General features: G+C 38.2%; 22 protein-coding genes. All 22 read right to left on the reverse strand.

Annotation, left to right across the window (positions count from 1 at the left end; translation table 11 throughout):
• Positions 1 to 10 precede the first annotated feature (10 nt).
• On the reverse strand, positions 11 to 925 hold the full coding sequence (gene rapZ / locus EL171_RS06760) for an RNase adapter RapZ (RefSeq protein WP_005387318.1): 915 nt from the start codon (positions 923 to 925) through the stop codon (positions 11 to 13).
• Positions 926 to 937: 12 nt separating this feature from the next.
• On the reverse strand, positions 938 to 1,750 hold the full coding sequence (locus EL171_RS06765) for a Cof-type HAD-IIB family hydrolase (RefSeq protein ID WP_039969455.1): 813 nt from the start codon (positions 1,748 to 1,750) through the stop codon (positions 938 to 940).
• 288 nt (positions 1,751 to 2,038) lie between these two features.
• Positions 2,039 to 3,250, reverse strand: a complete 1,212-nt coding sequence (locus tag EL171_RS06770) for a putative porin (protein WP_005387316.1) — start codon at positions 3,248 to 3,250, stop codon at positions 2,039 to 2,041.
• A 606-nt stretch (positions 3,251 to 3,856) separates the two neighbouring features.
• Positions 3,857 to 5,119, reverse strand: coding sequence for an S-layer homology domain-containing protein (locus EL171_RS06775; protein ID WP_005387314.1), 1,263 nt, complete (start codon positions 5,117 to 5,119; stop codon positions 3,857 to 3,859).
• Between the two features lie 471 nt (positions 5,120 to 5,590).
• Positions 5,591 to 6,163 carry a signal peptidase I gene (gene lepB, locus EL171_RS06780; RefSeq protein ID WP_005387312.1) on the reverse strand — a complete coding sequence of 191 codons (573 nt, stop codon included), beginning with the start codon at positions 6,161 to 6,163 and terminating at the stop codon, positions 5,591 to 5,593.
• Positions 6,164 to 6,172: 9 nt separating this feature from the next.
• A complete protein-coding gene (locus EL171_RS06785) occupies positions 6,173 to 7,042 on the reverse strand; it encodes a YitT family protein (protein WP_005387310.1) in 870 nt (289 codons plus the stop codon).
• Positions 7,032 to 7,559, reverse strand: coding sequence for a RuvC family protein (locus EL171_RS06790; protein ID WP_005387308.1), 528 nt, complete (start codon positions 7,557 to 7,559; stop codon positions 7,032 to 7,034). Before EL171_RS06790 ends, EL171_RS06785 begins: the two co-directional genes overlap by 11 nt.
• Before the next feature lie 115 nt (positions 7,560 to 7,674).
• A complete protein-coding gene (locus EL171_RS06795) occupies positions 7,675 to 8,889 on the reverse strand; it encodes a DUF3084 domain-containing protein (RefSeq protein ID WP_005387306.1) in 1,215 nt (404 codons plus the stop codon).
• A gap of 87 nt (positions 8,890 to 8,976) precedes the next feature.
• The gene (locus tag EL171_RS06800) at positions 8,977 to 10,068 is read right to left on the reverse strand and encodes an LptF/LptG family permease (protein ID WP_005387304.1); all 1,092 of its coding nucleotides are present in this window, start codon (positions 10,066 to 10,068) and stop codon (positions 8,977 to 8,979) included.
• Positions 10,069 to 10,077: 9 nt separating this feature from the next.
• Complete coding sequence (gene lptB / locus EL171_RS06805; protein WP_005387303.1) at positions 10,078 to 10,797, reverse strand: LPS export ABC transporter ATP-binding protein; 720 nt, start codon at positions 10,795 to 10,797, stop codon at positions 10,078 to 10,080.
• Between the two features lie 9 nt (positions 10,798 to 10,806).
• Entirely contained in the window at positions 10,807 to 11,526 is a 720-nt protein-coding gene (locus EL171_RS06810; RefSeq protein WP_039969454.1) for an LptA/OstA family protein, read from the reverse strand.
• Between the two features lie 14 nt (positions 11,527 to 11,540).
• The gene (gene lptC / locus EL171_RS06815; protein ID WP_005387299.1) at positions 11,541 to 12,077 is read right to left on the reverse strand and encodes an LPS export ABC transporter periplasmic protein LptC; all 537 of its coding nucleotides are present in this window, start codon (positions 12,075 to 12,077) and stop codon (positions 11,541 to 11,543) included.
• Positions 12,064 to 12,996 carry a lysophospholipid acyltransferase family protein gene (locus EL171_RS06820; protein WP_039969452.1) on the reverse strand — a complete coding sequence of 311 codons (933 nt, stop codon included), beginning with the start codon at positions 12,994 to 12,996 and terminating at the stop codon, positions 12,064 to 12,066. Before EL171_RS06820 ends, lptC begins: the two co-directional genes overlap by 14 nt.
• A gap of 13 nt (positions 12,997 to 13,009) precedes the next feature.
• Positions 13,010 to 13,531 (reverse strand): KdsC family phosphatase, encoded by a 522-nt coding sequence (locus EL171_RS06825; RefSeq protein WP_005387295.1) that lies wholly within the window; start codon positions 13,529 to 13,531, stop codon positions 13,010 to 13,012.
• Positions 13,531 to 14,502 (reverse strand): KpsF/GutQ family sugar-phosphate isomerase, encoded by a 972-nt coding sequence (locus EL171_RS06830; protein WP_005387293.1) that lies wholly within the window; start codon positions 14,500 to 14,502, stop codon positions 13,531 to 13,533. Before EL171_RS06830 ends, EL171_RS06825 begins: the two co-directional genes overlap by 1 nt.
• A gap of 12 nt (positions 14,503 to 14,514) precedes the next feature.
• Positions 14,515 to 15,333, reverse strand: a complete 819-nt coding sequence (kdsA, locus tag EL171_RS06835) for a 3-deoxy-8-phosphooctulonate synthase (RefSeq protein ID WP_005387291.1) — start codon at positions 15,331 to 15,333, stop codon at positions 14,515 to 14,517.
• Positions 15,334 to 16,065 (reverse strand): 3-deoxy-manno-octulosonate cytidylyltransferase, encoded by a 732-nt coding sequence (gene kdsB / locus EL171_RS06840; protein ID WP_005387289.1) that lies wholly within the window; start codon positions 16,063 to 16,065, stop codon positions 15,334 to 15,336.
• A 44-nt stretch (positions 16,066 to 16,109) separates the two neighbouring features.
• Positions 16,110 to 17,222: a tetraacyldisaccharide 4'-kinase gene (lpxK, locus tag EL171_RS06845; RefSeq protein ID WP_005387287.1), complete on the reverse strand. Its 1,113-nt coding sequence runs from the start codon at positions 17,220 to 17,222 to the stop codon at positions 16,110 to 16,112.
• 56 nt (positions 17,223 to 17,278) lie between these two features.
• A complete protein-coding gene (locus EL171_RS06850; protein WP_005387286.1) occupies positions 17,279 to 18,583 on the reverse strand; it encodes a 3-deoxy-D-manno-octulosonic acid transferase in 1,305 nt (434 codons plus the stop codon).
• A 2-nt stretch (positions 18,584 to 18,585) separates the two neighbouring features.
• Positions 18,586 to 20,316: an ABC transporter ATP-binding protein gene (locus EL171_RS06855; RefSeq protein WP_005387284.1), complete on the reverse strand. Its 1,731-nt coding sequence runs from the start codon at positions 20,314 to 20,316 to the stop codon at positions 18,586 to 18,588.
• On the reverse strand, positions 20,309 to 21,451 hold the full coding sequence (gene lpxB / locus EL171_RS06860; protein WP_005387283.1) for a lipid-A-disaccharide synthase: 1,143 nt from the start codon (positions 21,449 to 21,451) through the stop codon (positions 20,309 to 20,311). Before lpxB ends, EL171_RS06855 begins: the two co-directional genes overlap by 8 nt.
• Positions 21,451 to 22,287 (reverse strand): LpxI family protein, encoded by an 837-nt coding sequence (locus EL171_RS06865; RefSeq protein ID WP_005387281.1) that lies wholly within the window; start codon positions 22,285 to 22,287, stop codon positions 21,451 to 21,453. Before EL171_RS06865 ends, lpxB begins: the two co-directional genes overlap by 1 nt.
• Between the last annotated feature and the right edge of the window lie 15 nt (positions 22,288 to 22,302).

Genomic DNA, 22,302 nt, shown 5'->3' on the forward strand with positions numbered 1-22,302 from the left:
GAACCCCTATCTAGTTACCAAGTGTTTTAATTTCATGAGGATTATAATCTTCTTCTACATTATTTTTCATCATATCTCGATGTTCTACAGAAACACGATACCCCTTTTCTAATAGATGGGAATATAATGCTTCTGCCATAGCTACAGATCTATGCATACCGCCAGTACAACCTACAGCCACGATAAATTGAGACTTCCCTTCTTGTTCATAATTAGGCACAAGAAAATCAATAGTATCAAAATAACGGTTTTTAAATTCCTCTGTAACTTCAAAGGAATGAATATATTCATTTACAGCTTTCACACGACCTGTTTTATGACGGAAATCTGGAATGTAGAATGGATTTGGTAAGAATCGAACATCCCAAACCATATCCGCATCCAATGGTAATCCATATTTAAAGCCAAAGCTTACAACTGTAATAGACATGCCATGACCTTCGTCTACTTGAGTAAAGCGAGTTTTTAAATACTCTTTCAAGCTAGCTGTCTTCATATTCGTTGTATCAATAATGAAGTCTGCTTTATGTCGTACAGAATTTAATATCTGACGTTCTTCTTTCAAACCTGTAGTGATCATCCCATCTGGAGCCAGTGGATGGCTGCGACGACTTTCTTTATATCGTCTAATTAACGTCTCATCTGTAGCATCCATAAAGACAATTTCATAATCTACCTTCATTTCTCTTAATGTTTCAAGAGATGATGAAAGAGCTTCAAAGAATTCACCACCGCGAATATCTACGACTAAAGCTACACGGTTTGTACGTTCTCCACCTTGTCGACAAATTTCACTTAGCTTAGGAATAAGTACAGGAGGAATATTATCAATACATAGATAGCCCATATCCTCTAATGCTTGTAGAACTTGAGTTTTGCCGGCACCAGACATGCCTGTAACAATTAATAAACGAAATGCTTCCATAGTTTTACTCCATTATAAAAGATTCTTTTCTATCCAGTGAGCTACACCATCTTCATTATGATGACCACATACTTCATTAGCCACAGATTTTACATGTTCTGTTGCATTTGAAACAGCTACCGAATATCCCGTTTCACTTAACATAGAAATATCGTTATCTGCATTTCCAAAGGAAACTATATTTTCAAGACTAAGATTATTATCTAGAGCTAATTGAGCTAATGCACGCCCTTTTGATACATTCGGTGCAGTGATTTCGAGGAAATCTCGTTGACTACGCACTAATGTAACACGATTACCAACTAATGGGGTCAAGATATCAATAATTCTATCGATTCCTTCCTCTGTATCGATAGCAATGAGCTTATTGGGTTCTGAAGAAAGTGTATAAATTGTATCACCTAAAAACTCAGCTACAGCCCCTGTTTGCTGTTCATAATGATCGGATTGCCAATTTTTATGATGACATAGTAAATGATCATCTACATACGATTGTATATGCCAACTATATTGTTGGCCGAGTTGAAAAACACGATATACGACATCTATAGGAACAGTTTGTTCAAATAGCTTATATCCCGTTTCTAACTCCTGGATTAAACCACCAGAGAACAATATCATAGGAACATTGCCAAGTTGTAATGCTAATCCAATTGGTTTTGCCGTTTGATACATGCGTCCAGTAGCAATTGTTATACCAATTCCCTTCTGCTGCAAGCGATGCAATACATCAACCGTATATGCAGAAACTGTATTATCACTTCGAACTAATGTCTCATCACAATCGATGGCTACCATTTTTATATGAGAGAAAGAAGGATTCATTCTTACCTCCTTCACAAGAAAATCTAATACTCTTTATTATACCATTTATAATACTTATATAGATAGAAATATACAGTAATCCTCTATCAAAAATATTTTACACCTCCCAGTAATAAAGCTAATAAATGATCAAATTAAAGATAAGTATAATTTGTATATAAATCGATCTGTAATTATCAAAATTGCATAATAAAAGGTATTCTATATCAATTTATTATAGGAATCTATATTTTATTCATAAAAAAAGAGACTCCCGAAGGAGTCTCTTTTATATGGTTAACTATCAAATTAGAATTTGTAGTTAAGGTCTGCACGGTAGAAGTCGTTAAGATCGTTACCAGCTTGGTCTTTCCAGTCGAAACCGTAGTAAGCGGACAAGCCAACGTTGTTTTGCAATGCATAGTCAACAGTTGCCAACCAACCTTTGGAGTCAGCACCGTATTTTTGGTTCCAAGTGGAATCAATGATAGGAGCGTTTTCTTTTTGGTTGAAGTATTGACCTTTAACACCCCAAGTACCTTGTTTTGCGATGTTGTAGTTGCCATAACCAAGACCTGCAGTCCAAGCTTGAGAATGATCAACATGGGAATCTCTCAACCATTCGCCACCAACCCAAACTTTGTCGAAATTAGCATTAGCGTTGAAGCCATAGATATTTTTGTAACCGTTAGAACCGTCTTGGTTTACACGATCGTAGAAACCACCAACCATAGTGTGTTTACCTACTTTACCGTTCAAGCCAAGGTAAGTGTTAGTTACGTTTTGTTCTTTACTTAAGCCAGCTGCTTCACCGGATACCATGTAACCGTAAGCTGCTTGAGCTTGGATTTTGTCGTTGCCAGCGTTCAATTGAGCACCATCGAAAGTACCATCAAATGCTAAGCCGCCACCGATAGTTTGGCCGAAACGACCAGCTTTCAAGGATACGCGTTCGCCGAATTTATGGTTTACATAAGCGCGGTCGATTGTAGCGTTTGCATTACCACCGTTTTGGGAGTTGCCCAATTCGAAGTTGCCAGAAGTTAAACGAACAACTGCGTCAGTGCGATCGTTTACTTTTGCGTTGAATTGTACACGTGCACGAGCGTCGAATTTGGATTTAGCATGTTCAGCATCTTGGTAACGAAGACGAGCATCACCAGTAACTTTTACGTTACCTACGCGGTCTTCCAAGCGAGCTACACGAACGCCCAAGTTGTTCAATTCGTTGGAGAATTCATCAGCCAAACGGTTGATCATAGCTTGTTGTTCAGCGTTAGCACGGTCTTGGTTAGCCATAGCTTTAGCTACCATTTGAGCCATTTCGTAACGAGTGATGTTGTTTTGGCCTTTGAAAGTGCCATCTGGGTAACCGTTAACGATACCAGCATTTGCCAATTGGGAAACTGCTTGGTATGCCCAAGAATCTGGAGTTACATCGGAGAATGGGTTAGCTGCGAATGCAGTAGTTACACCCAAAACTGCTGTTGCTGCAAAGATTGCTGCGAATTGTTTTTTCATAGTTGAATTCCTTCTTTCTGAAAAATAGAAATATAAAATGTTACAAGTCATAACATTCACATTCTACTCTGTTCTTCAGAATAAGAATTTCTGGGAGTGTCCACGTTTCCTCGCCACATTCTACATCGAAGTTCTTCGTTTCATGTGTTTGTTACTTCTTGTAGGGTGATATTAGCATAACCAAATTTTCGTGTAAACCCTTTTTTCTCAATTTCATTCTCATTATAAAAATTTTATAATTTAAAATGCCCTAAAATTCACTTATTATCTACGTTTATGAGATATATTTTTTTTTACTAAAAATATCAAATTTATCTTTTTTTGTATTAAATGAGATTTGTTATCATATATATTGTTAAGTATTTCTAATTAATAATATGTCTATTAATTAGAAAAAGCTATTTTATGCATAAACAGTTCATAAACACCTCATACAATATATTGTGGAATAGATCAATATACATACTAATCAAATAAATTTTTATCTTTTACTATATTTAGATTTATTTTACTATATATATACTATTATATACAAAAGAAAATATTATCTCTTTATATACAACAAAAAAAGACTTCCGAAGAAGTCTTTTTTTGTTTGTGAGGGAATTAGAATTTGTAGTTTAATTCTGCACGGTAGAAATCGGAAAGATCATTACCTTTTTGGTCTTTAGAGTTGAAACCATAACCTGCAGATAAGCCTACGTTATCTTGTACTGCGTAGTTTACGCTAGCCATATAACCTTTGTAACCATTAGATGTATTTGTTAAGTCATATGCTTGATCCCAAGTGGAACTTACGATTGGAGCGTTAGCTTTTTGGTTGAAGTATTGACCTTTTACATCCCATGTACCTTTTTTAGCGATATCGTAATTACCATACCCAACACCTGCTGTCCAAGCTTGGGAATCATTTACGTTGGAAGCTTTCAACCATTCACCACCAACCCAAACTTTGTCTTTACGGAAATCTGCATTGAAGCCGTATACGTCTTGGCTATCAGAGTTAACTGTAGAACCGTTATGATTCAAGTTGCCGCTAGACAATTTAGAGTAGAAGCCACCAACTGTGGATTCTTGACCAACTTTACCTTTAACACCTACATATGCAACGGAAGGATTATCGGATTTGGAGTTGCCATCAGCAGCGCCTGCCATCATGTAACCATAAGCACCTTGTACTTGAACTTTATCATTACCTACGTTCAATTGAGCACCATCAAATGTATCATCGTACATTAAACCGCCACCAATTGTTTGTTGGAAACGACCACCTTTAGCAGATACGCTATTACCAAATTTGTGATCTACATAAGCACGATCGATTGTCGCATCAGCACCTTTTGTGGAGTCACCGAATTCGTAATTACCTTTTACACGAACAACAGCTTCAGTTTTATCATTAACTTTACCATTGAATTGAACACGTGCACGTCCATCTGTTAAGGATTTGCTGTTTGTTTTATAAACTCCTTTATCTTCAGAACCTTGGTAACGGATACGAGCATCACCAGTAACTTTTACATTACCTACTCGATTTTCCAAACGAGATACGCGTACGCCCAAGCTGTTCAACTCGTTGGAGAATTCATCTGCCAAGCGGTTAATCATTGCTTGTTGTTCTGCATTAGCACGATCTTGGTTAGCCATTGCTTTAGCTACCATTTGAGCCATTTCATAACGAGTGATATTGTTTTGGCCTTTGAAAGTACCATCTGGGTAACCATTAACGATACCAGATTGTGCTAATTGAGATACAGCTTGGTATGCCCAGCTATCTGGAGTTACATCAGAGAATGGGTTAGCAGCGAATGCTGTTGTTACACCTAATACTGCTGTTGCTGCAAAAATTGTTGCGAATTGTTTTTTCATTATGAATTCCTTCTTTCTTATAAATAAGAATTTATATTACCAGAAGACATTCACTGTATAAGTGGTATAACTATGAAAGAAATATTAGGAGTGTCCACGTTTCCTCGACTATATTTTCTATCACAGTCTCACCTCTTTTTTAGTGGTGTCTTTCTGTGATTAGAATATATCACCGTCCAAATTTTTTGTAAAGCATTTTATACAACTAAATTTGATGAAATTTCTTTCATGAATAAAAATAAGCTTATAAACATAGATTTTATCTATATTTCTTAAAATTAAATTTTACACAATTTCATTTTATTTCTTAAAAATATGACAAAATTAGACACAAAATTCATGATTTTTAATTATTATAATTAATATAAAGTATATATATTAATACATATTTCTAATATATTGCTTTCAATACCTACTATTAAATAGAAAAAGCCTCCCTATAGTAACACTATAGGGAGGCTTTTATAAGCATTAAATTGCATAGGATACAAAACCTAATACGTGATCAACTGGAACAGGACCGATAAAACGACTATCGCTAGAGTGATTTCGATTATCCCCCATCACAAACACATGCCCTTCTGGAACTGTAACAGGTGTAGAGCGTGTATAATTCATTATTGTATCTTTAGTATATGGTTCTTGTAATTGTTCACCATTACGCCATACATGACCATCTTTAAACTCTAATACATCGCCAGGACGACCAATAACGCGCTTAACCCATACATCATTTGTTTGAGCAGCTTTGTTAAAGACAGATGCATAGTTCATTAATGGTTCTTCTACATCATCTACCCAAGTACGTGCACGATTAACACGACTATCAATGATTACAATTTGTCCATAATTTGGCATTTCATTCATAATATGATGCCACTTCGTTACAATTAAATATTGACCATTATGTAGTGTATCCTCCATTGATTCACCAGATACCCGTGTTGGTTGAATCAAGAAGATATGGATTACCATAGCAATAACCAATGCTAATACAATGGCATAAATCCAATCTAATATTTCTTTTACTATTTTATTACTCATATTAACCCCTTAATGACCGTTTTTTGTAAATCTACCACCGAATACATCATGTACATCCTGAATCGTAATAAATGCCGATGGATCTACTTCATAAACAGTATTTTTTAACCTCATAATCTCAAGTCTTGTCACCACAGAGTACAAAACATGTTTAGGTTGCTTTAAATAGCCCCCTTCACCATACATGATGGTAACACCACGATTTAGGTTCGCATTTAATGCATCTGCAATTTTTTGGGAATTCTCTGCATCTGTAATAATCATGACCCCTTTAGATTCATCAAGGCCTGTAATTGTAATATCAATCATCTTATAGGCAATGAAGTATGCAATCAAGGAGTACATAGCACTATTCCAACTATATACAAAACCTGCTGCGCCAAGAATAATAAGATTCATGGCCATTACGATTTCACCTACAGAGAAGGTAGAACGTTTATCAAATATGATGGCTACGATTTCAGAGCCGTCCAAAGAACCACCGTTACGTATAATGAGGCCTACCCCGATGCCTAAGATGATACCACCAAAGATAGATCCTAAAAATGGATCCGATGTAATCGGTGTGAAATCATGAGCAAAGGTTGAAAAAATAGCCATCCATACGATAGAGAACAGTGTAGAGAATGTAAAGTTTTTACCGTTAGCTCTATAGCCAATATATAAGAAAGGCAAGTTAAAGAGTACAACAAAAATACTGAAAGAAACTCCTGAAAGCTCTGCAGCCATCAAGGAAATACCAACTACACCACCATCGATGATGCTATTCGGTACTAAAAATAAATCTAAGCCTATAGTATAAATTAAGGCCCCTAAAATCATCATTAAACAACGCATAATAAAGTTTGACCAGTTATGCGTTGAAGTTTCATTTGTCATGCACTTCTCCTTTTCCGTACAACTGCTCCATAGCATGTAATCTTTTTTCTTCTAACTCACTAGCGTCTATGCTGTCCCCTTGTATATCATTAGCAGCTTGACATAACTGTTTTGTATACCGTAAGCCAATAACAAAGGCTGTTAAATCGTCTACTGGCTCCGGTGGGAATTGCATAGATGTAGGGATTATCTTACGCCACCCTGTAGGAGGATTATATTTCCAATATAATTTACGAGCCTCCTCTGTGCTATGCGATTCATCAATTAAGCTAGTAGTAATCCTGTGATTTCGTCCAATTTGTTGAAGAGATGGATATAAATATTTATGATTTGTACCATTTCCACATACGATATGAACAATACCATAATATTCAGTTAATGTACGTTCAATTTCATCATTGAACTGTTTTGTCATAATAATTTTACGACACACCATAGTACCAGACGGTGTTACAATTGCTACACCAGTTTTCTCATTGCCTGGATCTACAGCTAAAATGTATGTAGTATCAGTCATATAACTATCCTCGCTTTAAATACAGCAGTTATATTTTAACACAAAATAAAGGTCTTATGTAAAAAATTACATAAGACCTTTATTTAAAGTATATAAAACCAAAATACTATTTCTATTAATAAGCTGGCATTTTTGCCTTATCATTAAAGACAGGCATTTGAGTAATACGCAACTTAAGATGTACAGGACCAGATGAATATGTATCACCGTCAACATATGCTTCTACATGAACCTTGCCATGTATAGTAGCAACACGTCTAATAGCAGTAAATAAATCATCCCCTGGTATCGTTCCAATATCACCAGATAAGGAGTCTGGAATTATGCCTTTCACTCTCGCCTTTTCATTTACTTGCTTCAAGAATTGAAGCATAGCTGATTGAGCATTAGGCCCACCATCCATTACAGCAGAATGGATTACTTCTCCATTTTTATAAATAAATTGTTGTGGATATACTTGGATAATAGCCACTGCAGGTTCGCCAGCAATGATATTGCCAGCCGCTACAACTTGAACGACCATAGGTGTCTTTGCACTATTAAGCTTTTGTGTAGCTACCTCAATATTTTGACGCTCTACATATACAACAGCTTGCCCTTGATCTTCGATACCAAGGCGGCGTAGCACCAATTTATTTGTATCATCAATAATATTTTTGATTGCTGCTTGGCTATCTTCTTCACTTAAACCAGGTCGAACAACAGCTTGTGCCAATAATTGATCAACTTGGAAAAGAATAGTTCCTTCACGCAAATGAATAATGCCATTTTGCAATTGTTCTTGTGTTGTTTGTAAATCCTTAATATGAGCTTCCATCTTAGCTCTTGTTGCTTCTAAGTCAGCTAACTTTTTAGATACTTCATCATATGAGGCTTGAAGTGTTGCTAACTCGGCTGCAGTCGCATCTTTAGCAGCTTGTGCACTAGCTAACTCCGCCTTGGTAGCTTCAACTTCACTGCGAATTTGCTCTATTTCAGCCATGCGTTCTGCTAATTCTTGCTTATTTTGCTCAAGCAATGCTTGACCACGAATTAGCTCTTGCGTCTTAGCAGCCACCTCATCATTGAGTTGCTTCATATCTGCTCGCAACTGGTCCATTCCAAAGAGTGCTGTTCTTACACTTTGAGAAGTAATGGTTAATACCCCTACTGTAGCAGCAGCAACTAATAAACCTGTTACGATAGTAACAATAATCGATGTATGCTTAGGCCTTAATCCAAAGAGGGACATGCGACGCTTACCAACCTTGGTGCCTAACTTATCCCCCATGTAGGCAATAAGTCCACCCATAAGGGCGATAATAATTAATATTTTAACACCTACTAACATCGAGTCCCTCCTTTCCTAAGATTACACAATTATTTTGTTCAAAAATACGATATTTCGTAAGTCAAATTTATTTCTTTATACGCTAAGTTACTTGGATACACGCCAATTTAAATATAAACCGGCAATGATACCTAATGTATCTGGAATTAATGCGGCAAATACAGTCGGCAATGCACCACCTTTACCTAATGCACCAGCAAATGTCATCACACCATAGTAGATAAAGATGATTAAAATACTGATACCAAAGCCAATAGATGAGCTAGAGCGTTGTTTTTGAAGGCCTAATGGAGCACCTACAAGAGCAAATACAAAGCTAGCTAATGGAATTGTAAAACGTTGGTACATTTCCATTTCTAGTTTATTTGCATTCGTATACGCCGCCTTATACGCTTTAATTTGATGACGTAATTCTTTGATTGTTAATTCTTCTGGTTTACGTTGATCTTGTTGAATATCCTTTGGTGCAGATTTAATTGGCAAGGATTGCTCCTTGAATTTCATTGTACGTTCTACACCATCACCGGCGGAAATATCATAAATGATGCCGTTTTGCATCACCCAATATTGACCATTCCAAACGGCAGTATCTGCATTTTCAACCTGTTGTAGCTTGCCACCTTCACCAAATTGTTGCACCGTAATCATGCTTAACTTTTTAGTTTCTGCATTGTAGCTTTTAGCATACATCAATGTACCTAAATCATTACCATTCATCGTTTTTAAAACGATATGATTTTGTGTTTGAGGTGATGCATTTTTCATAATCTGTTCCCGTACAATTGTTTGATACATATTATTTGTACGTGGTACAACAAATTCATTAAATGCGACAGCCCCAATTGAGATGATGAGAGCGATGATGTATACCGGCATCGCTAAACGTAAAAAGCTAAGACCACCGGCACGCATAACAACAATTTCACTGGTGCTACTCAAACGACTAAATGTCATAAGAGAAGCCAATAACACTGACATAGGGAATGTTAAGATAACAATGCTTGGTAAAGCCAATACAAAGGCTTTCATAACAAGCAATAATGGAGCCCCATATTCAGTAATATATTGAGCAATTCTAAACAATGTACCGGTACCAATAAAGATACTGGTAAAAGCAAATACCCCAAATAGGAACGGGCCTACAAAGGCTTTTAGTATATATTTATCTAATAATCTCATAGTCCCCTCCTATAATCTAAAGTTATCCCCTAAGTAATGCTCACGAGCAATTGGATTGTTCGCGATTTCTTCAGGGGTACCTTCTAGGAGGATTTTACCACTACTCAAAATATAAGCCTTGTCTACAATCCCCAATGTTTCACGTACATTGTGGTCTGTAATCAAAATGCCAATACCTCGATTTTTAACATGCAAAATAATTTGTTGAATATCAGCAACCGCTATAGGATCGACACCAGCAAAAGGTTCATCGAGAAGAATAAAATTCGGTTCTAATGCAAGACAACGAGCAATTTCTACACGACGACGTTCACCGCCAGATAGTTGCATGCCCATACGATCCCGAACGTGACCAATATGAAATTCTTCAATGAGGGATTCCACAATCGCTTCAATTTCATCAGACTTCTTTGATGTTGTTTGTAACATTGCGCGAATATTATCCTCAACGGTCATAGAACGAAAGATTGATGCCTCTTGTGGAAGATACCCAATACCTTCAGCAGCGCGTTTATACATTGGAATATTCGTAATATCCTTGCCATCAACGGTAATGATACCAGAACTAGGTCGTTCAATGCCTACAATCATATAGAATGATGTAGTTTTCCCTGCCCCATTAGGACCTAGGAGCCCAACGACTTGCCCCTTATCAACGCGTAGACTGACCCCGTCTACTACATTGCGCCCGCTAAAGGTTTTGACTAAGTTTTTGGTTTCTATATACATATTTAATCCTTATTGATTTGGAACAATGATAAGTGTACTACGGCCACCTAATGTTTCAGCAGAATCATCGGCAAGACGGATTTTAAGCTCTGGTGCATTGAGCACATTACCATTTTGAACAGCATGAGCAGAACCAGATAAAAGTACAACGCCATCATTTTGATTTGGAGTTTGTGTATAGGTAGCACGTTCTGCAGAGCCAGATACGTTTCGTTCTGGGTTAGAGAATGTTACATCCCCTTGTGCCACTGCACGAATTTCTTTTAGCCAACCTTCTACTTGATTACCTGTCAATGTAGTACCTTCTGCAATCAAGCGAGCATTGCCAGATACAAGGCCATATTCTGTATCTGTGTTATATTCAACTTTATCGCCAAAAATTTGACGATCACTACGTTGTAAATGAACACCACCATTAGCAGTGAACTTATTGTTATTGTAGCTATGCACTGATTGTGCAGACATAGCCATATCAGTACCAATCATGGATACGCCACCATCAAGATTTGCTTCTTGAGTTTTTGTATTGTACCAACCATTGGCACCAGTCATTGTTTTATCAGCTTGTGTAATTACCACATTACCGTTTGCATCAGCACGCCCCGTATTGCCATCATAAGATAATGTATCCGCGCTAATAGTCAAAGGATCATTTGCGGCCCAAGCTGTAACAGATGCTGTCATAAGCATAGCTAAGATAGCCATACCAATCTGTTTTTTCTTATTCATTATATTTCCTCGCATTACTTCTTCGTTAACTTCGCATTACCAATAGCTTTAATTTTCTTCAAGGACATGTTGCCTTCAAGTTTATCACCAGTTAATGTTATATCTTTACTGTTATAAGTAAAAGCAGATTTAGATGTCAACGTTTTTGTCTTATTATCAAAATGAAGTGCATCGGTTTTAAACTCAGCACCATCAGTATTAGTGGCGGTAACGCCTTGATCAATATCGAGGGAATTACGATCGCCTGTCAATACGGCATGAGGTGCTGTAATTGTTGTCGTAACATCATCTTGATAGAAAAGACCTTTTAAATTAGTCAGGACAATAGCTTTTGTACGTGGGTCATATTCAATCTTTTCAGCTGATAAAGCCCACACTAGCTTGCCATCTTTTTCCTCTTGTAAGTCAGCTCCTTGGAAGTTAACAAGTTGTCCATTCTGATTTTGAGTGGTACTAACATCACCAGAGTCTTTCATAATATATACGATAAGACCAATCAGAGCCAACACTATAGCGGCCACAATGGCAATTAATTTTTTATTGTTTTTCATGTGCCCTCTCCCGTGCAGCTACCTTCTTATCATAATCAATAATTTGATCCATCTTAGTCATCCAACGATGTTGGAACCATAGCCACTCATCTGGATGTTCCTTAATAAATTCTTCTGTAACGCGTACACATTCTTCAGTCAAGCGGTACATATCTACATCTTCATCACCTGTATCAACATAATGTAAGGCTGGTAAAATATGTACAATATGACCACCTTCAGGCTTACGAGATGCAAAAATTGGAACTACTGGAGAGCCAAATTTTTTTGCAAATGTAGCTGGTCCTATGACCGCTGAAGAGTCCTGCCCCAAAAACGGAACAGGTAAGCCATTAATATAACCATCTTGGTCAGCTAAAAAACCAAGTAATTTTTTCTTTTTTAATGCCTTAGCAGCAGAAACGATTTCATTACCACCGCTAGCAAACACATCAAGACCTACCATCTCACGATATTCATTCATGAGACGTGTAAATTGTGCATTAGGTTGTTTCTTAACAATTGTAGTAGATGGATATCCATGAGCAGCCATGGCAGCCCCCATCCATTCCCAGTTGCCAACATGTCCAGTAAGAACAATGACACCTTTATCTTCAGCGATGGCTTTTTCTAAATGTTCTACGCCTCGCATTTCAATATGTTTATTGATAAAGGACTTTGTCAGATTTGGCATATATAAGACTTCCATAACACTGCGGCCAAGATTTTTGAACAATTTTTCAATTAATTGCTCTGCCTCTTGATCATTCATGTTCATGCCAATCTTTATATTTTTTATACCTCTAAGTTTTTGCTTCTTCGCTATGAGGCCATATACTGGCCCTAGACTAGCGCCTATGAGCAAAATGAGCTTGTATGGCAGGCGGCAAACAAGCCAGCTAATGCCTTTAACTAAATGGTATTGCCATTCGTTATTCATTCTGCCCACCTCCTTATTGTCCATGAGCATGGGCCTCTCGTGCATAATCTGCTACAACAGTTTCCCATAGTCCTTGTTTCTTCAAGATATATTCTACAGCCCCTCTAACGGCACCGTGGCCTCCATTGACAGTAGATATAAATTTAGCTAATTGTTTGACCTCTGGTACCGCATTATTGGGTGCCATCGGTAATCCTACAATTTGAAGAGCTCCTAAATCATTTAAGTCATCCCCCATATAGGCAATTTCCTCTAAATTGATTTGATGCTCTTTACAGAGATTTCTTAATGCTTCTGTTTTATTGGCATGCCCCATAAGCAGTGCATCAAAATGAAGCTCTTTAGCACGTCGCTCAACCATAGGAGATATCCGTGCTGTAATGATTGCAAGCTTAAGTCCTGCTTTTCGAGCTGCCGTTAATCCTAGGCCATCTTTCACAGAAAAAGACTTAAGCTCTTCTCCACTCGATGTATAGATTAGAGTTCCATCAGATAGTACGCCATCAACATCAAGAACAATCCATTGAATATTCATTATACAATGCCTCTACGCAATAAATCCGTAATATGAACAATGCCTAGACATTTATTATCTGTATCTACAACTGGTAATACAGTAATAGGGCGCGGTTGATTTTTCTCCATTAAATGAAGAGCTTCTGCCGCTAATTTATCCTTTGTAATTGTACGAGGCATAGATGTCATCATATCCTCTACAGGCCATTCTAGGAAATTACTACCAGAATCCAGGCCGCGACGAACATCCCCATCAGTAACAAGGCCTAACAAATGACCATCTTCATCAATAACATTAGTAGCGCCCAATCCTTTTTCTGTCATCACAAAGAGTGCATCTCGAACGGTTGCACCTTTGAATACCGTTGGATTATCTTCACCACCATGCATAATGTTTTCTACAGTCAACAATAATTTGCGACCAAGAGAACCACCCGGATGGAATACGGCAAAGTTTTCCGGTGTAAAGTGATGGCGTTCTAATAAGCAAACTGCTAATGCATCGCCAAGTGCCAATGCAACTGTAGTACTTGTAGTCGGCGCCAATCCCAATGGGCAAGCTTCACGTTCTACTTCAGCTAGCAATACAATATCAGAATTCTTAGCTAAGGTAGACTCTGGTTTTCCTACAACACAGATTAATTTAGCACCAATGCGACGTAAGGATGGCAAGATACTGATGATTTCGCCTGTTTCACCACTATTGGAGAATGCTAATACTACATCATCTTCTGTAATCATACCTAGATCGCCATGCACACCTTCGCCAGGATGCATGAAGAGTGCTGGTGTACCAGTACTAGCCAAAGTAGCCGCAATTTTACGACCAATATGGCCAGATTTACCCATCCCTGTACATACTACACGGCCCTTACAAGCCAAAATCATATTTACAGCATTTACAAAATTGTGATCCAAACGAGAACTTAATTCTTCAATAGCACGAGCTTCCTCATGAAGCACCTGTGCCGCTTGTTCTAAAATAGTCACAAATAACCGCCCCTAACCTTTTACGATTTTATCAATAGCTACTAAATCTTTTAGCAAAGCTTCAAAATTATCCAAGTATAACATGTTTGGACCATCGGATAATGCTTCCTCTGGATTATCATGTACTTCAAAGAACAGACCATCTACACCACTGGCAACGGCAGCACGCGCCAAGTTTGGTACGAACTCGCGATTACCACTGGATTTTGTACCTGCACCACCTGGTAATTGAACACTATGTGTAGCATCAAAGACTACAGGATAGTCAAAGGAACGCATAATAGGGAAAGATCTCATATCCACAACGAGATTATTATAGCCAAAGCTAAATCCACGTTCTGTAAGCATAAGATTTTCATTGCCTGTTTCTTTCATTTTATTTAGGACATTTTCCATATCCTTAGGTGCCATAAATTGACCTTTTTTTACATTTACGCATTTACCAGTTTTAGCAGCGCCGTATACAAGGTCAGTTTGACGACATAAGAACGCTGGAATTTGTAAAACATCCAGTACTTCTGCAGCAGGTTCAATTTGCTCAATGGAGTGAATATCACTTACCACCGGTACATTGAGTTCTTTTTTAATAGAAGCAAGGATTTTTAGGCCTTCTTCAAGGCCTGGTCCGCGGAAAGAGCCGTAGCTAGAACGATTGGCCTTATCAAAAGAAGCTTTGAAGATATATGGAATACCTAAGCGCTCACAAATTTCTTTTGCTCGTTTACCAATAGCCAATGTGCGATCATAATCTTCAATAACACATGGCCCAGCAAGGACGAAAAGACCTTTGCCGCCACCAACTGTAATATCTTTAATTTGAACTGTTTTCATTTATTTCTCCTCTTGCTCGTAGATTGCATTTACACGAGCTAAGTCTTCCGGTGTATCAACACCGATAAATCGTTTATCTGTAAGAATAACACGAATAGTATAGCCATTTTCAAGAGCGCGCAATTGCTCTAACGATTCTGTTTGCTCTGCTGGTGTTGGTTCCATCTTTGCATAATTTAGCAAGAAATCTCTACGATATGCATAGATACCAATATGTTTTAGTGGAGCACGTACAAAATCATGACGTGGATACGGGATTAAGGACCGAGAAAAATACATCGCATCATTGCGATTATTTAAAATAACCTTTACTGCAGATGGCTCATCGTATTCATCCTCTAAGAGAGGAGTCGCAACAGTTGCCATCTGTAAGTTTGGATCTTCTTCAAAAAGTTGAGCCAAGTCATCAATGAGTTTTGGCTCAATCATAGGTTCATCACCTTGAACATTAATAATGACATCTAAGTCTGTATAATGACTAGCAACCTCTGCTAATCGGTCAGTTCCAGTAGGGTGATTAGGATCTGTCATCATAACAGCTCCCCCAAAGTTTTGAACAGCAGAATAAACACGATCATCATCTGTAGCAACAATAGTACATTCCGTTTTTGTCGCTTGTGATACCCTTGCATAAACCCGTTCAATCATTGGTTTGCCCGCAATATCCGCCAATGGTTTACCTGGTAATCTTGTAGAACCATAACGAGCAGGAATAACGCATCCAAACTTCACAATAAAACCCCATTTCTGTTATTCGTGTATCTTATTATTATACACTAAATCTCTAAATTTTCTATGAATTCTTGCTTTTCAGCGACAAACTCAATCCCTATGGATAGCACGAGAATCGGTATTTTCAAGTCTTCAATTGCATGCAATTGACTCAGTTTCACTGCATCTTTTTCAGTGATACAAATAACATCCGCTTGATGAGCAAATGCCTCTTTCCAAATATCTACGACATCATCATTTTCAAAATTATGATGATCACCAAAAGGCATTGTATGAACAACATTGTACCCAATATCGGTCATCGTTTGTGTAAAGGATTGAGGATTTCCGATACCACTAACTGCCATAATTCGATGCTCTTGATACGCATCGACAGAAGAACCAGGTTCCCCATTAGCCCACTCTTCTAAGGTATACATAGATTGAGGCTTGTGGATTGTTTCATATACAGGTGTATTAGGTAACATATGCGCTAGACGCTTACGAATTCCAGAAACAACACCAGGCGCCACTTGATCGACCTTGGTCAGTATAATTATATTAGCTCGTTGTAAACCACTAAGCGGTTCGCGTAGTAAACCTCTAGGCAATACATGGTCATAACCAAATGGATTAGACGCATCAATGAGAACGATATCAATATCTCGGGCTAATGCGCGATGTTGAAAACCATCATCCATAACTAAACAATCTGCTCCGAGCTCATCTATAGCAATTTTTGCCGATAGAGCCCGTTCTCGGCCGATAATTACATTGGACTTTTGCAATACCTTAGCCAATAGCCACGCTTCATCACCACTGATAGATGGCTCTACTAACATCGTACCATCTTTGGAAATAATGATATTTTTCTTATTGTCCTCAGCTCGATAGCCACGGCTAAGTACGGTAGGATGAAGTCCTTTTCGGGCGAGTACATCACATATAAATCTCACCATTGGCGTTTTGCCAGTACCACCGGCAGTAATATTACCAACACTGATAACAGGCACGGTAACTCTAGTAACCCCCTTGCCCGCATCAAATCGAGCATTTCGTATGGATACAGCCTTTTCGTAACCTTTACTTAGAAAGCCCAAGCTAGAACGAGCTATATCACCTAATATGGATTGATTTTCACCACTAACGATGGATTTGAATAATGCTTCCCCACTCATAGGTGACTCCTCCTATTATGTAATATCATAGATGAATCTAATAAATCATATCGATCTTATGGAACAATATGGTGTTTTTCAAAGAGTTGACGTAACTCTTGTGTATTACGTTGTGTTGCACCGCGATTTTCACGAATAATATCAAGACAATTTTGACCCATTTCCGTTGCCAAACCTTTGTCTTTACATAAGCGCAACACCATAGCGGTTAATTCTTTACCATTCTTCACTTGTTCACAAGCATGACGAGAGTTTAATAATGCGAAAATCTCTTTGAAATTAAACATATATGGCCCCACAAGAATTGGTTTACCATGTGCTGCCGGCTCGAGAATATTATGGCCTCCAGTCTTCACAAGAGAACCGCCTACAAAAATAATATCCCCTAAGCTATATAAACGACCTAGTTCACCAATAGTATCTAAAACAACTACTGGTATCCCTTCATGAACTGGCTCTGTCATATCACTACGACAAATAGCATTTAATTCATAATGTTTCGCTAACGTTTGAACATCATGACCGCGATATATCTCACGAGGTGCAATTAACAAGCGAGCTTGAGGATATTCTTGTAAGACTTGTTTAAAGGTCTCAAAGATTGTTTCTTCCTCACCCTTATGTGTACTACCAGCAATGATGATTGGATGATTATTACCAAAGCCAAACTCTTCAAGAAGTGATTGTTTTTCTTCAGCTGATACAGTAGCATACGTTTGGTCATATTTCATATTACCTGTTACGGTAATATCAGATGTTTTTGCACCTAATACTTCAATATGCGCTGCATCAAATTTTGATTGCATACAGAAACGCTCAATGGAACGCAACATTTCTTTCGTGAACGCACTAATATATTTATAGCGTTTCATACTACGATCAGAAATACGACCATTAACCATCATAACAGGAATATTTTCTGATTGAGCGATTCGCAAGAAGTTAGGCCAAATTTCTGTTTCTACAAGCAAGATAGCAATCGGCTTAATAATATGTAAAATCTTACGTGTCAAATACGGCAAATCAAGAGGGAAGAAAATAATTCCTTCTGCCTCAGGAATGATGCGATGGGCCATTGCATGGCCTGTTGCAGTTACAACAGACACCACAACAACCGCTTCAGGAAATTCCTTTTTTACTTCCTTTACTAATGGACTAGTAGCTACAATTTCCCCTACAGAAGCAGCATGAATCCAAATAGCACGACGTCCTTCAATTTTTTTTAGTAGTGAGGCTGGCATATAGCCTGCACTCTGTTTGATACGCTCATAAAATCCATCTTCAAAGGCAAGGCGGTATAGAATAACCGGAATCAAGCCAATCCAATAAAATATGAGCAATACGTTATATATCCAGTACATGATTATCCTTTGTTGGAGAATTGAACGGAATAGAGATGATTGTACAATCCGCCATCAACAGCTAATAGCTCTTGGTGAGTCCCCTGCTCTACCAAGTGGCCTTGATTAAGTACAACAATTTGATGAGCATTTTGAACTGTGCTCAATCGATGGGCAATTACAAATGCAGTACGCCCTTTCATAAGGCGATCTAGCGCCTCTTGTACAAGCTTTTCACTCTCAGTATCTAATGCAGATGTCGCTTCATCTAGAATTAGAATACGTGGGTCTTTCAAAATAGCACGTGCGATAGCTACACGTTGACGTTGACCACCAGATAAGGAACTGCCTCGCTCGCCCACCACTGTGTCGAGACCATCAGGCATCTTTTCTACGAATTCAAGTACATTGGCAGCCTTAGCAGCTTCATATACTTCTTCATCAGTAGCATCTAATCGACCATACAAGATATTCTCTTTAATTGTGGCATTAAACAACACAGTTTCTTGTGGTACAAGCCCGATTTGTTCACGTAACGATTTAAATGTAACATCTTTTACGTCATAACCATCAATCGTGATAGCGCCACCCGTTACATCGTAGAAGCGAGGTAACAAATTCGCCAGAGTCGTTTTACCAGCACCAGATGGACCAACAAGAGCTACGCTTTCACCAGCCTTAACAGACAAAGTAAAGTTTTCGAGCGCTGTTTTTTCACCATCGTAAGAGAATGAAACATCTTTAAATTCTACATTGCCTTTGATAGATGGCAACGTAATAGCATCAGGTTTTTCCACAACGTCAGTTTTAGTATCTAAAATTTCAAATACACGATCAGCTGCAGCCAATGCTTTTTGAATATTGCCGTACACTTGGCTCAAGCGTTTAACTGGGTTAGACAAGTTGATTGCATAAATTAGGAACGCAATCAAAGAACCTGCTGTAATAGTCCCTGTTACTACAGAATAGCCACCATACCAAAGGATGACTGCCACCGCAATGGCTGCAGAAAACTCAACCATTGGACTTAACAAGCTAGTTAACTTAGTCGCTTTAATAACAGCTTTAAAGTTGCGATCATTTTCATCTTCAAAACGCTTCCGTTCAAAATCTTCACGAGCGAATGATTTTACTACTCGAATAGCGCTGATTACCTCTTGTAAAAGTGCTGTAATGTCAGCCACACGACCTTGTACATCATGACCTGCTACACGAAGCTTTTTACCAAATACATTTATAATTACTAGCACTACTGGAACTGTAATAAAGGTAACAAGTGTCAATTTCCAGTCAATAAGTAGCATAGACACGAGAGAACCGATAAGTGTTACAGATTCCGTAATAAAAGAAATCAAATTATCAACTACAGCAGTCTGAAGTGCAGCAACGTCATTAGTAAGATTACTCATGATAACGCCAGTCTTACGGCGATCAAAATAAGATAAGCTTAATTTTTGTAGATGATTAAAGATGGCCTCCCGTACATCGATGATGACACGTTGTCCAATGTAAGACATATTATAGGTTTGACCATACGTAGCAAAGCCACGAATTAAGAATATAAGAATGATAGACCCTACTATGAGGTTCAACATAAACATATTCTTATCATCTAATACTTGGTCTACTACATTTTTAATAAGCCAAGGCACTACCAAGTATGCCGCAGCTGCGACGATCATGCAGAACACTGCAAAAATCATACGCTTATAATAAGGCTTTACAAAATATAAGAGCCTAGAATAACTATTCATTACATTTCTCCTTACCGAGGTTATATACCAGTTCTGCTACGCGCTTTACAGCACCTGGTTCACCTAATTTATGATGTACTTCACGCAATTCACTACGCATCGCTTCATTGCGTTCCACATCAGTTAGAAGAGGTTCCACAAGAGATACAATAGCCTCAGGTGTCACTGCATCTTGTAATAACTCAGGAATTACTTCTTTGCCAGCTACAATGTTCGGCAAACCTACATGGGTCACATTGACGACCATCTTACCAATGCCATATGTAATTGGAGATACACGATACAATAAAATAGTCGGTAACTCCATCATAGCTGTTTCTAATGTAGCAGTACCTGATGCGGCTAGACATACATCACAAATCTGCATCAAATCATACGTATGATCTTCTGTAATCGTCACCGGCACTTTGTGAGCATCAATGAAAGTTTCTAATTCACTACGGTCGATGGTATGTGCGCGAGGCAAGAAGAATTGAATATCCTCATGGTTCGCCATCAACTGTTCGCCACTTTTTAACATCGTATCTAGCAAGGATAACACCTCTTGCTTACGGCTACCTGGCATGAGTAATACTTTTTTAGCATCCTTACGAGCTCCAAAATATTCCTCAGCCTCTTCTTTGCTCATCGTAGGATGTACAATATCCAATAGTGGATGGCCTACAAAGTCTACATCGCATTTATATTTGCGATACGCTTCTGCTTCAAAAGGAAATATAGATGCCACCTTAGTGACATACTTACGAATTGTATTTCCACGGCTACTATGCCATGCCCAAATCGTAGGAGCAATATAATAAAGAACGGGAATTCCCAATTTATGAGCTACAGCTGTTAGTTTCATATTAAAACCAGGATAATCTACACAGACGAGAATATCTGGTTTTTCCTTCATCATGACACGTTTTAAGTAGGTGCGAAGTTTAAAGAATTTCGGTAGTGATTTTACAATCTCTACAATCCCAATAACGCCTAAATTTTTAATATCATATACGATGCGAACACCAGCGCGTTCCATCAAGGTACCGCCCATGCCAAACATGTCAACCGAAGGATCTATTTCTTTCAGTGCATTAGCAACACTGGCTGCATGAGTATCACCGGATGCTTCACCGGCGGAAAACATGACTTTCATTATGCATCCTTTCTGGAATCTACAAACTCTTGGTCAACAGCACAGATAACAATACCATGACGGTTTGCCAAATCTAGTACATCTTGTTGTTGAACAAAAATAGTCTTTTCAGCCTCTACAGCAAGGACTTTACACCCACTATCAATCATGGACATTAATGTTTTTATCCCTACAGCAGGAACATCAAAACGAACATCTTGATTTGGCTTTTCCGTTTTAACCACAACCGCATCGCCACGACCTAATTCACCACCGCGCAAAATGCACTTATCAGTGCCCTCAATAGCTTCAATAGCCATAGCCGCTTTATGTTTTACAACTACTGTTTGACCAATATCAAGTCCACCCATTTGCTTAGCTAGTTCAAAGCCAAAGCAAATATCTGCCCATTGTTCATCAGTAGGCTGTGTTTTTGAAAGCACCCCCACCTTTGGCATAAATGGTTTAAGGTATACAGTTTGATCTAACACTTTAAACCCTTCTCGTTCGATTTCATCTACGATAGCGAGCATGATAGTGTCATCTTTACGATTTTTAAGGCGTTTAAGAACACCTAAGGTTTTTAAATCAGGGAATGTAAGACCTTTGAAGAGAATTTCCTTAGTCACTTTACCTAACATAGTTAATTCTTCAACGCCTTCTTTTTTCAAGGTTTTAAAAATCTTACCTAATTTGGCAACACCAATATCATAGAAAGCATCGGCCTCAGCCTTTAAAGCCGGGTCTACATCTGGAACTACACCGATAACCACTACCTCATGACCTAATACATGAGCAGCGCGCATGAATTCTACAGGCAAAACACCAATGCCTGCAATCAATCCTACCTTTGCCAAGACTATACCTCCTAG

This window comes from Veillonella dispar (genome assembly GCF_900637515.1).
Taxonomy (GTDB): Bacteria; Bacillota; Negativicutes; order Veillonellales; family Veillonellaceae; genus Veillonella; species Veillonella dispar.